This window comes from Granulicatella elegans ATCC 700633, from assembly GCF_000162475.2.
Lineage (GTDB): Bacteria > Bacillota > Bacilli > Lactobacillales > Aerococcaceae > Granulicatella > Granulicatella elegans.
The window spans coordinates 1,503,030-1,515,794 of the sequence record NZ_KI391971.1 but is presented as its reverse complement, the minus strand read 5'-3'; the positions used below and the strand labels follow the sequence as shown (position 1 = coordinate 1,515,794).

Genomic DNA, 12,765 nt, shown 5'->3' with positions numbered 1-12,765 from the left:
GTACAAAGTTTCACGAGTAGATTTTATAAGAGTAATTGATTACAATGTTAGTAGGAAAACAATTTGTTAGGAGGTTGCCCTTTTGCGTAAAGTATATTTAAACCATGATGGTGGAGTAGATGATTTAGTCTCATTATATTTATTATTAAAAATGGAAGATGTTGAACTAGTTGGTGTAGGTGTTATTGAAGCCGATTGTTACTTAGAACCTGCGGTTGAAGCAAGTAAGAAAATTATTCAAAAATTTGGTTCTACAAAAGATCAAAGAATCCGTGTTGCTTCTTCAAATTCACGACCGGTTCATCCATTTCCCAAAGAGTGGAGAATGCATGCATTTACAGTAGACGCTTTGCCAATCTTAAATGAACATAAACCGATTTTAGTACAAGATTCCCCTTATAAAGCACATGAGGATTTAGTGCATGTTTTAAAGGAATCAACGGATAAAGTGGATTTATTATTTGTAGGGCCATTAACGGATTTAGCTCGAGCATTAGATTTGGATGCAAGTATTGAAGAAAAAATTGGAAAACTATACTGGATGGGTGGTACATTTTTAGAGCAAGGAAATATTGAAGAACCCGAGCATGATGGAACAGCAGAATGGAATGTTTATTGGGATCCATTTGCAGCGAAACGTATTTGGGAATCCTCGATTCCGATTGAATTAGTTGCCTTAGAAAGTACTCGTATGGTTCCATTAACGTTAGATGTACGTGATCGTTGGGCGAGAGAACGTAAAGTAGAAGGAATTGATTTCTTAGGACAATGTTATGCCATTGTTCCTCCATTGACGCATTATGTTACGAATTCAACCTATTTCCTATGGGATGTATTAACAACAGCTTCTTTTGGAAAAGAAGATTTAGTGAAACGAGAAGTTGTTCCTTCAGATGTAATTACAACAGGAGCAAGTTCAGGTAGAACGATTCGTGTAGACGACGGTCGTCCAGTTGACCTTGTTTATTATGTAGACCGTGATGCATTTTTTGATTATATTACAGACTTAGCAAGAAAAGATTAAAAAGTTAGATTGACTACAAAAGGGAGAGATTCTTTTTGTAGTTTTTCTTTTTTATTATTGAAATAAACCATGATAATACACGAATGATAGCTATCTATGGTACAATAGCTAAGCAGAATGATTGAAAGTGAGGAAATGAAATGAGTTTTAAGATTGGCAATATTCAAATTGACAATCCAGTAGTCGTTGCACCGATGGCTGGAATTAGTAATTCAGCTTTTCGTGTAACGGTCAAAGAATTTGGAGCAGGCTTAGTTGTTTGCGAAATGATCAGTGATAAAGGGATTCAATTTAGAAATGAAAAAACATTAAGCATGTTGCATATTGAACCAAATGAATATCCATTAAGCGTCCAAATTATGGGCGGAAATAAAGATACATTAGTAGAAGCTGCCAAATATGTAGCTGAAAATACAGAGGCAGCAATTATCGATATTAATATGGGATGTCCAGTTAATAAAGTGATTAAAGCTGAAGCTGGTGCAAAATGGTTATTAGATCCGAATAAAGTTTATGAAATGGTTGCTGCAGTAGTGGATGCAGTGGATAAACCTGTAACGGTTAAAATGCGTACCGGTTGGGATGACGAACATTTATATGCCGTTGAAAATGCACTTGCAGCAGAACGAGCAGGTGCAAGTGCTGTTGCGATGCATGGTAGAACTCGTGTACAAATGTATGATGGAAAAGCAAACTGGGAAATTCTTGGGGAAGTGAAGAAAAACTTAACACGCATTCCATTAATTGGAAATGGAGATGTGCGTTCTCCTCAAGATGCTAAGAAAATGATTGAAATAGCGGGTGTTGATGGAGTCATGATTGGTCGAGCTGCTCTAGCAAATCCATGGATGATTAAACAAACCGTTCATTATTTAGAAACGGGAGAATTATTACCGGAAAATACAGTTCCTGAAAAAATTGAAATTGCTAAAACTCATTTAGATCGTTTAGCTAACTTAAAAGGTGAGTCAGTAGCGACAAAAGAATTCCGTAAATTAGCTGCTTATTACTTAAAAGGAATTCCTCGTGCAACAAAAACAAAAGTTGCGATTAATGAATCTACAACGGTATCTCAAGTGAAACAAATTTTAGACCAATTTGTTCAAGAACATTTAGAACGTGTTGAAAGACAGTTAGAACGAGGAAAAGAAGTAGAGTAAAAAATTATCGAATTTACTATTATCACTAAAAATAGAGGTTGTTCTGATTAAGAATAGCTTCTTATATTTTTCTAGTATTGGGGATGAGATATTTTGAAGGGGAAAACAAAGACAAGTGCGATTATATTAGCGTTCTTAGCAGCTGTATTTTATGCCATTAATACACCGTTTTCAAAAATTCTATTGGAAAATGTTCCACCAACTTTTTTAGCAGCTTTTCTGTATCTTGGAGCGGGTGTTGGGGTTGGAATGATGTATTTATTTCACATCAAAAAAGAAGATAAATCAGAGAGACTTACAAAACAGGATTTACCTTATACAGTTGGAATGATTCTATTAGATATAGTTGCACCTATATTTTTAATGATAGGAATAAAAATGGGGACAGCATCTAATGCCTCACTCCTCGGTAATTTTGAAATTGTAGCAACTACATTAATAGCGTTACTTATTTTTAAGGAAAAAGTATCAGGAAAACTGTGGATTGCAATAGGGTTTATTACATTATCAAGTATTGTTTTGTCATTTGAGGGAATCGGTAGTTTTCAGTTTTCTATAGGCTCTCTTTTCGTTATCTTAGCAACTTGTTGCTGGGGGCTTGAAAATAACTGTACAAGAAAGATATCAGAGAAAAGTACATATCAGATTGTTTTGTTAAAAGGAATTTTTTCCGGGGGAGGCGCATTTGTTATTGCTGTCTTACTTGGTGAAAAGATTCCAGAAATGAAATATATTGTCATGATTATGTTGCTTGGTTATGTTTCATATGGATTAAGTATTTTTCTTTATATACGAGCACAAAGAAATTTAGGTGCAGCTAAGACGAGTGCCTATTATGCAGTAGCACCTTTTGTAGGATCGTTTTTAGCGTTTGCAGTAAATGGAGAAAAACTAGCTGTAGAATATTTTGTGGGATTAGCTTTGATGTTCATTGGAACGGTGTTTGTCGTGTATGATACTATGATAAAAAATCATCTTCATGGGCATATGCATACGATTGTTCATACACATAATGGGGTCACACATACTCATTTGATTACTCATACTCATGAGCATTATCATTTTGGAAATGAAGAGTTTCATCATCATGAACATGAAGATTTTATCAATAGTCATGAACATAAATTGGCTCATGAGAATGGAGTATAAAATTCAGTTTATCACGTGAAATAGAGACGCAATAGGCGATAGAAAGGAAAAATCTATCGTCTTTTTTATATGTATGTTTAAAAAATATTGACGATGATAAAGGAAAAAGACCAGAATGTCAGGAAGGCTTAATAAAGAGAAATAAACATAATCATAAACGCTTTATTTATCAGTCAATAATTGGTACAATAGACTAGAAATACAGTGACTCATGTCACAAAAAAGGAGGAAATACAGTGTCTAACGAAGTAGAAGTACAAGAAACACTGAATGATCAATTACAAGTTCGCCGTGAAAAAATGCATCAATTACGTGAAAAAGGAGTAGAGCCTTTTTCAACAGGATTTAAACAAAAACAATCCACTGAAGAAATTCATCAACAATTTGAAGGTGCAACAAAAGAAAGCTTAGCTGAACAAGAAGAAGTGACTGTTCAAATCGCAGGTCGTATTATGACAAAACGTGGAAAAGGAAAAGCAGGTTTTGCTCATATTCAAGATGGTAAAGGTCAAATTCAAATTTATGTTCGTAAAGATGTTGTCGGAGACGAAGCTTATGAATTATTTGATAAAGCTGACTTAGGAGATATCGTTGGTGTTGTAGGGACAGTTATGGTGACAAACACTGGTGAATTATCTGTTAAAGCTACTCAATTTGTTCATTTAACAAAAGCTTTACGTCCATTACCAGATAAATATCATGGATTAACAAATGTAGAGCAACAATATCGTCAACGTTACTTAGATTTAATTAGTAATCGTGACAGTATGGATCGTTTCGTAACACGTAGTAAAATTATCCGTGAAATCCGTCATTACTTAGATTCTCGTGATTATTTAGAAGTGGAAACACCAGTATTACACACATTAGCTGGGGGTGCGAATGCTCGTCCATTTATTACTCACCACAATGCTTTAGATATGGAATTATACATGCGTATCGCTCCAGAATTACACTTAAAACGTTTAGTAGTAGGTGGAATGGAACGTGTTTATGAAATCGGTCGTGTATTCCGTAATGAAGGAATTGATACAACTCACAACCCTGAGTTTACATCTATCGAAATCTATACTGCTTACACTGACTATCAAGATGTTATGGACTTAACAGAAGGAATCGTATCAAGTGTTGCGCAAGAAGTTTTAGGTAAAACAAAAGTTCCTTATGGAGAATATGAAGTTGAATTAAAAGCTCCTTGGAAGAGAGTTCATATGGTAGATGCCATTAAAGAAGTAACAGGAGTAGACTTCTGGGTAGAAATGACAGATGAAGAAGCTCGTGCGATTGCTAAAGAAAAAGGTGTGAAAGTTGAAGACTCAATGACTTATGGTCACGTCGTAAATGAGTTCTTCGAAACATTTGTAGAAGAAACATTAATTCAACCAACATTCATTTATGGACATCCAGTAGCAGTGTCTCCACTTGCTCGTAAAAATGATGAAGATCCACGATTCACAGATCGTTTCGAATGCTTCATTTGTACAAAAGAATATGCAAATGGATTTACAGAGTTAACTGATCCAATTGATCAACGTGAACGTTTCATGAAACAAGTAGAAGAAAAAGAAACAGGTAACGATGAAGCTCATCCATTAGATGAAGATTTCGTACAAGCATTAGAATATGGATTATCTCCAACTGGTGGGGTAGGTATCGGTATTGACCGTTTAGTAATGTTACTAACAAATAGTCAATCAATCCGTAACGTATTACTATTCCCAACAATGAAACATCAAGATTAATTATTAGAAAAAGGCACTTCTTAGAAAATCCAAGATGGAGAAACCGTCTTGGATTTTTTCTGTTCTACGAAAGATTCTGTCTGTTTCTTTTGTAGAATTTATGGTAAAATGAAACCGTATGTATTGAATGAAAGAAGGTGTCAATGGACAAGTGGATGAACAATTTGAAGGAAGAATTCCACCGCAAAATTTAGATGCAGAACAATCTGTTTTAGGAGCAATTTTATTAGATCCAGATTCAATTGTATCTGTAATGGAATTTTTAATGCCAGAAGATTTTTATCGAGTAAACCACCAAGTGATTTTTAAAGCGATGGTGGAATTAAATAATGATTCTTCACCCATTGATATTGTTTCAGTTGCAGAACGTTTAAATCAAAATAAACAGTTAGAAAATGCAGGAGGACAATTTTATTTACTAGAATTAGCTGAAAAAGTTCCGACTGCTTCGAATGTAGAATATTATTCTAAAATCGTTAGTGAAAAATCAACTTTACGAAAATTAATTCGAACTTCTACGGATATTGCAACAGATGCATATGGTGAAACAGATGAAGTAGCAGCAGTGTTGGATAGAGCTGAGCGAAGTATTTTAGAAGTTTCTGAAAAGAGAAATCGAGCAGGTTTTGTAGATATTACAAAAGTCTTGAACGAAGCGTATTTATCTCTTGAAGAGCGTATGAAAAATACGGGAGAAATTACAGGGATTCCAACAGGATACATTGATTTAGATCGAATGACTTCAGGACTCCATTCAGATGAATTAATTATTTTAGCAGCACGTCCATCTGTTGGTAAAACAGCGTTTGTATTAAATATTGCTAAAAATGTTGCGACAAAAACAAATGAAACAGTAGCAATTTTCAGTTTAGAAATGAGTGCCGAGTCCCTTGTAAACCGGATGTTATGTTCGGAAGGCAGTATTGATGCAAGTAATATGCGAAATGGTCGTTTAACGGAAGAAGAACTTCGTAGTTATTTTGTAGCATCAGGTACTTTATCGAATGCTCCTATTTATATCGATGATACTCCAGGGATTCGAGTATCAGAAATTCGTGCAAAATGTAGACGATTAAAACAAGAGAGAAATAATTTAGGATTAATCGTAATTGATTACTTACAATTAATCGAAGGAAATGGACGAGAAAGTCGTCAACAAGAAGTTTCAGAAATTTCAAGAAATTTAAAGAAACTTGCTAAAGAATTAAGTGTTCCAGTCATTGCTTTATCTCAATTATCTCGTGGAGTAGAGCAAAGACAAGACAAGCGTCCGGTGATGTCGGATATTCGTGAATCAGGTTCGATTGAGCAAGATGCGGATATTGTAGCATTCTTATATCGTGAGGATTATTACCGACAAGAACCAGATGAAGATGGAAATGTTCCAGAACAAGAGTCGAATAATATTATTGAAGTCATTATAGAAAAGAACCGTAGCGGTCCACGAGGAACCGTAGAATTAATGTTTATTAAAGAATATAATAAATTTACATCGATAGCATCGAAAAGTTTAGAAGCTTCAATGCCACCAATGTAGAAAAAATAATTTAAAGAGGTGCGGATATGTCATCAGTAGTAGTAGTAGGTACACAATGGGGAGACGAAGGAAAAGGTAAAATTACTGATTTCCTTAGTGAAAAAGCAGAGTATGTAGCTCGTTATCAAGGGGGCGATAACGCTGGACATACGATTCAGTTTGGTGGAGAAACTTATAAATTACATTTAATTCCGTCAGGAATTTTCTCACCAGAAAAACTTTGTATTATTGGAAATGGGGTTGTGGTTAATCCAAAATCTTTAGTAACAGAGTTAGCCTATTTACATGAACGAAATATTACGACTGATAATTTAAGAATTTCAGATCGTGCGCACGTAATTTTGCCATATCATATTGAATTGGACCGTTTACAAGAAGAAGCTAAAGGGGACAAGAAAATCGGTACAACGATTAAGGGAATTGGCCCTGCTTATATGGATAAAGCAGCTCGTGTAGGGATTCGTATTGCAGATTTATTAGATCGAGAAGTTTTTGAAGAACGTTTACGTTTGAATTTAGAAGACAAAAATCGTCAATTTACGAAATTATATGATGCAAATCCGATGAATTTTGAAGAAATTTTTGAAGAATATTATGAATATGGTCAACAAATTAAGCAATATGTTTGCGATACTTCTGTATTATTAAATGATGCTTTAGATAATGGAAAACGAGTATTATTTGAAGGCGCACAAGGTGTAATGTTGGATATTGATCAAGGAACTTATCCATTTGTAACTTCTTCTAACCCATTAGCAGGTGGAGTGACAATTGGTAGTGGCGTAGGCCCTTCAAAAGTGACAAAAGTAGTCGGTGTTTGTAAAGCATATACATCTCGTGTTGGAGATGGCCCATTCCCTACAGAATTATTTGATGAAATTGGAAGTCGTATTCGTGAAGTTGGTCGTGAATATGGAACAACAACAGGACGTCCACGCCGTGTTGGATGGTTTGATAGTGTTGTGATGAGACACTCTAAACGTGTATCTGGTATTACAAATTTATGCTTAAATAGTATTGATGTATTAACTGGATTAGAAACAGTAAAAATTTGTGTTTCTTATCGTAAACCAAATGGAGAAGAAATTAGTCATTATCCAGCAAGTTTAGTAGAACTAGGACAATGTGAACCAGTTTATGAAGAACTTCCTGGTTGGACGGAGGATATCACAGGATGCCGTACATTGGATGAATTACCAATTGAAGCACAAAACTATGTTCGTAGAGTTTCAGAATTAGTAGGAGTGAAGATTTCAACATTCTCAGTAGGTCCTGATAGAAACCAAACCAACATTTTAGAAGATGTTTGGGATAGTAAATAATATTTCCCAAGCGCTCAATCGCAAGAGAGGAGCTAGTTATGAAAAAGATTTTAGTAGTAGATGATGAGAAACCAATCTCAGATATTGTCAAATTTAGTTTATCAAAAGAAGGTTTTGAAGTTGTTACCGCATTTGACGGTGAAGAAGGCTTAGCAGTTTTTTCTGCAGAAAATCCTGATTTAGTTATTTTAGATTTAATGTTACCAAAAATTGAAGGATTAGAAGTTTGCCGAGAAATTCGTAAAACAAGTAATGTTCCGATTATTATGGTAACCGCAAAAGATTCTGAAATTGATAAAGTTTTAGGACTAGAATTAGGAGCTGATGACTACGTAACTAAACCATTTTCAAATCGAGAATTAATTGCTCGTGTGAAAGCTAATTTACGTCGTCAACATATTTCACCAACTGAACCGGATGAAGAAAAATCAGCAAACGAAATTGTATTAGGAAGCTTGATTATTCATGAAGATGCCTATGTAGTATCTAAACGAGGCGAAGAAATTGAATTAACACATCGTGAATTTGAGTTACTTCACTATTTAGCAAAACATATTGGTCAAGTCATTACGAGAGAACACTTATTACAAACGGTTTGGGGATATGATTACTTTGGAGATGTTCGTACAGTAGACGTAACAGTTAGACGTTTACGTGAAAAAATTGAAGATACACCGAGTCATCCTACATGGATTATGACAAGACGTGGAGTAGGCTACTATATTAAAACTCCAGAACAAGAAAAAGAAGCTTAGAAAGATGCGCTTTTCTTTACCGAGAAATATTCTGGGAAGAAAGGCGCATTTATTTTTAATAAAGGAGAAAAAACATGCAAAAAGTGAAACGATTCTTTCGTTCCATTCAATTTAAAATCCCTGTGTTATTTATTTTTATGCTGATGATTTCGTTGCAATTGATTGTTGCAAACTTTCTTCGTCAATTAGAAACACAGATGATTTCAAACTTCCAAGAACAAATTCAATTACAAGTTGGATTTTTAAAAAATAGTATTCAACCGATAGTGTCAAAAGATGATAAGGATGAAGTGAAAATAGCGGAAATTTCTAAAATACTTCAAGATTATCCGACAGGAAGTAGTATTGTAGAGGCTCGAGTATTAGATTCTCAAGGATATATTTTAGGGACGACGAATCAGTCTCAAAAATCGGTTGTAGGAACTCGAACGACAGAAGCAGATGCGCAACAAGTATTATTAACAAATACCGTGTATGCTTATAATTTTACAGAACATGATAGTCGTTATTGGAAAATAGTCTCTCCAATTTCCTCAACTAGTGGGAATTCAGGAAATCCTATCGGTATTATTTCTGTCACAACCAATATCGAGTCGAGATACACTCAAGTAAAAGATATCGGGGTTATTTTCGTTAGTTCATCTTTAATTGCGATTATTTTAGTGATTATTATTACTTTCTTAATTTCTCAGGGAATTACAAAACCGATTGCTGAAATGAAAAAGCAAACAGAAAAAATTGCTGAAGGAAATTATACTGGTGAAGTAAAAATTTATAGTGATGATGAGATTGGTCAATTAGGGCAAGCCATTAATGATTTATCTTTTAAAATTAAGGAAGCTCAAGAAAGTACAGAATCGGAACGACAACGTTTAGATAGTGTTTTACGTCATATGAGTGATGGAGTTATTGCAACAGATAGACGTGGTCGTATTGTGATTATGAATACGGCGGCTTTAGATATTTTAAATTTAAAATCTGAAAAAGTAATAGGAATTCCATTATTATCTATTTTACCTTTAGATGAAAAAGTAACTTTTAGAGAGTTATTAGAAACGCAACAAGAAAGATTAATTCATTTAGAAGAAGATGGAGAAGACTCAATTATTCAATGTGAGTTTTCTGTTATTCAACGTGAATCAGGATTTATTAGTGGATTAGTTTGCGTTTTAACAGACGTTACCGAGCAACAAAAGATTGATAGAGAGCGTAGAAATTTCGTATCCAATGTATCCCATGAATTACGTACGCCATTAACAAGTATTAAGAGTTATACGGAAGCATTAGTAGATGGAGCTTGGGAAAATAAAGAAATTGCCCCAGGATTTTTAAAAGTCATTGAAACTGAAACTGATCGTATGATGCGAATGATTACGGACTTACTGAATTTATCTCGTATGGATCAAAATCGTCTAGGTTTGGAAAAAGAATTTATAAATATGAATGAACTAGTGCTTCATATTGTTAATCGTTTTGAGATGGTGTTGCAGTCTGAACCATATCGAGAAAAGAATTATCGTATTTTAACAGATATTACCCAGCGTGACTTATGGGTCGAATTAGACCAAGATAAGATTACGCAAGTATTAGATAATATTATTAATAATGCGATTAAGTATTCTCCAGATGGGGGAAGAATTATTGTTCGTTTAATGGAAACTCATACGGATATTATTGTAAGTGTGAGTGATGAAGGCTTAGGAATTGCCCGAAAAGATATTCCTCATTTATTCGATCGATTCTATCGTGTAGATAAGGCACGTTCTCGTGCAATGGGAGGTAGTGGTCTTGGATTAGCGATTGCGCAAGAAGTAGTCCAATTACATGGTGGAAAAATCTGGGTGAATAGTATTGAAAACAAAGGTTCAACTTTCTTTGTTTCCTTACCATATATTCCATTTGAAGAGGACGGTGAATGGGAATGAAAATTCGTTTAAGATATTTAGTATTTATTTTAATACTATTAAGTATTATTAGTTTAGTATTAACGATGGCGGTTGTATTCCGTCCTGTAGAAATTTTCTCTCCAAATGGATTTACAAGAAATGTAGCTTCAACCAACCAAGATGCTAGTACTCAAACAAGAGTTTCTTATTCATTGGAAGATGTTTTTAGACCAACTCGCTTTATTATTTCTCATGAGAATAAAGGAAAAATGACGAGTGATTCTACAATCATTGCATCTGTTAATGAAGATTTAGTTGGTAAATATAAAGATATTTCAAAAAAAGAAGTATTAAGTCAAGAAGCATATGAACAATTAGTATTAAGAGATTCCTATGGTCAATTATTATTTGATGCTCCAGTGACATTTGGGGTAATGACAAGATATTTTAATGATGTACCTGAAGAATACAAACAAGAAACATTTAGTCGAATAATTTATCGTCATGATGATTCAAAAAATGTTTACTTTATTAACGATTATACAAAGCAAGTATTCCAAGCTAAAACAGACCAAGATATTCAATCAGAGTTATCCAAATATTATGATGATACAAAATTTCATGTGGTGGAATCTTATATTTTAAAAAATAAACAGATTTTCATTGAAGTGAATAATCTATCATTAGAAAAACAAACGTATCTGATGGAACAAATTCCAATGAGTTTTTATATTACTCAGTTATTTGCTAATCCTTCAGAATTAAGAAATAGAAGTGATGGACAATCTATTATATACAATGATAATTTATCCCAATTAAAAATGGATCGAACAACAAATGTTATTTCCTATTATCAAAATCGTGTGGATGAGGAACATTTAACTCCAACCGTTCATTTGCAACAATCTTTTGCTCAGATGAAGAAACTAGGTGGATGGAAATTAGGAATGAGTTTCTCAGATTTTGATAGTGATCGAAAAATTGTAGAGTATATGCGTTATGTAGGAACTTATCCAATTCTTTCAAATGCAAAAGAAGGATTATCTCAATTTATTATTACAGCATCAGGAATTGAAAAAATGCGTGTTTCTTCTCTGATTGCGGAAACACCAATTCCTTCTAAAAATGAATCGATTGATTTAATGAGTGGAAAAGACTTAATGGATCAAATTTTAGGAAAAGGAATTGCATTAGATACATTAGAAGATATTCGTTTAGGATATGCTTGGCAATTAAGCCGTGAAAGTAACCAAATTGTTGAGTTTGTCCCAAATTGGTTTATTAAAATAGACCATAAATGGAAAACTCTAGAAGAAGTTTTCTTACCAACATTGGATCAAGGAGGAGATAACGATGGATTTTAGACGATCAACTTTAGTATTAATTATCAGTTTTCTCTTCCTAGATATCTTTTTGTTTGGAACTTTTTGGCAAATGAAAAAAGAAGTGAAAAGCCCTTTAAATACAAGTATTAATGTTATGGAACAAATGAGAACGGATGGCATAACAGTGACAGGAGTAAATACAACAGTAGAGTCACTTCCTATTATTCAAATTAGTCCAACGAATATCGAACATTTAGTGCCTACCTTACCTAGTCAAGTTGCTACATATGATAAAGGAGTTATTTCTTCACAATTATTAGCACCAATTCAATTGACATTAGATGCTAATACTACAGCTACAATCGAAAATTTTGCAGAATTAACAACTTATGTAGAGAGTGGTTCTATTATTAATGGAAATCAATATAGATGGTTTAATTATAATCCGACTACACGTAAAGTCATTTATGCGCAACGTGCCAATCAAATTCCAGTCATGGATGGAAGTAGTCAAATTATTTTTACATTAAATGCGAATAATCAAGTTATCAGTTATGAACAAACTTTCGCAGGAAATGTAGAAGTATTAGGAAGTAATCGTACTTTAATTACGTCTCAAAAAGCAATGGAAGTATTATATTTAGCAGGGAGAATTCCGACTCGTTCAACAGTTTCGGTTGTTCGATTATCCTATTATAAATCTCTAACGGTAAAAGATTTATCCATTTATTCACCTGCTTGGTATGTAGAATTTAAACAAGTAGATGGACAAACTCTCGTTCGTCGAGTAGATGCAATTAGAGGTACTGTATTGACGAATGAAGCAACAGAAACGGTAAATACAACAACACCTCAATAGAATGGT

10 protein-coding genes are annotated in these 12,765 nt (G+C 33.9%); all 10 read left to right on the top strand.

What is annotated here, in order from left to right; translation table 11 throughout:
- Positions 1–82 precede the first annotated feature (82 nt).
- The 10 genes from HMPREF0446_RS07205 to HMPREF0446_RS07160 all read left to right on the top strand — a co-directional run bounded on the left by HMPREF0446_RS07205 (position 83) and on the right by HMPREF0446_RS07160 (position 12,759).
- A complete protein-coding gene (locus tag HMPREF0446_RS07205; protein ID WP_006703152.1) occupies positions 83–1,024 on the top strand; it encodes a nucleoside hydrolase in 942 nt (313 codons plus the stop codon).
- Between the two features lie 140 nt (positions 1,025–1,164).
- Positions 1,165–2,184, top strand: coding sequence for a tRNA dihydrouridine synthase DusB (dusB, locus tag HMPREF0446_RS07200; RefSeq protein WP_006703153.1), 1,020 nt, complete (start codon positions 1,165–1,167; stop codon positions 2,182–2,184).
- A 90-nt stretch (positions 2,185–2,274) separates the two neighbouring features.
- Positions 2,275–3,333 carry a DMT family transporter gene (locus tag HMPREF0446_RS07195; protein WP_040507651.1) on the top strand — a complete coding sequence of 353 codons (1,059 nt, stop codon included), beginning with the start codon at positions 2,275–2,277 and terminating at the stop codon, positions 3,331–3,333.
- Between the two features lie 236 nt (positions 3,334–3,569).
- Entirely contained in the window at positions 3,570–5,075 is a 1,506-nt protein-coding gene (gene lysS / locus HMPREF0446_RS07190) for a lysine--tRNA ligase (RefSeq protein WP_006703155.1), read from the top strand.
- 151 nt (positions 5,076–5,226) lie between these two features.
- A complete protein-coding gene (gene dnaB / locus HMPREF0446_RS07185) occupies positions 5,227–6,612 on the top strand; it encodes a replicative DNA helicase (RefSeq protein WP_006703156.1) in 1,386 nt (461 codons plus the stop codon).
- Between the two features lie 26 nt (positions 6,613–6,638).
- Positions 6,639–7,934 (top strand): adenylosuccinate synthase, encoded by a 1,296-nt coding sequence (locus HMPREF0446_RS07180; protein WP_006703157.1) that lies wholly within the window; start codon positions 6,639–6,641, stop codon positions 7,932–7,934.
- A 38-nt stretch (positions 7,935–7,972) separates the two neighbouring features.
- A complete protein-coding gene (gene yycF / locus HMPREF0446_RS07175) occupies positions 7,973–8,689 on the top strand; it encodes a response regulator YycF (protein WP_006703158.1) in 717 nt (238 codons plus the stop codon).
- Between the two features lie 74 nt (positions 8,690–8,763).
- The gene (walK, locus tag HMPREF0446_RS07170) at positions 8,764–10,614 is read left to right on the top strand and encodes a cell wall metabolism sensor histidine kinase WalK (protein ID WP_006703159.1); all 1,851 of its coding nucleotides are present in this window, start codon (positions 8,764–8,766) and stop codon (positions 10,612–10,614) included.
- Positions 10,605–11,939: a YycH family regulatory protein gene (locus tag HMPREF0446_RS07165; RefSeq protein WP_006703160.1), complete on the top strand. Its 1,335-nt coding sequence runs from the start codon at positions 10,605–10,607 to the stop codon at positions 11,937–11,939. Before walK ends, HMPREF0446_RS07165 begins: the two co-directional genes overlap by 10 nt.
- A complete protein-coding gene (locus HMPREF0446_RS07160; protein WP_006703161.1) occupies positions 11,929–12,759 on the top strand; it encodes a two-component system regulatory protein YycI in 831 nt (276 codons plus the stop codon). The genes HMPREF0446_RS07165 and HMPREF0446_RS07160 overlap by 11 nt, the downstream gene beginning before the upstream one ends.
- The last annotated feature ends 6 nt before the right edge of the window (positions 12,760–12,765 follow it).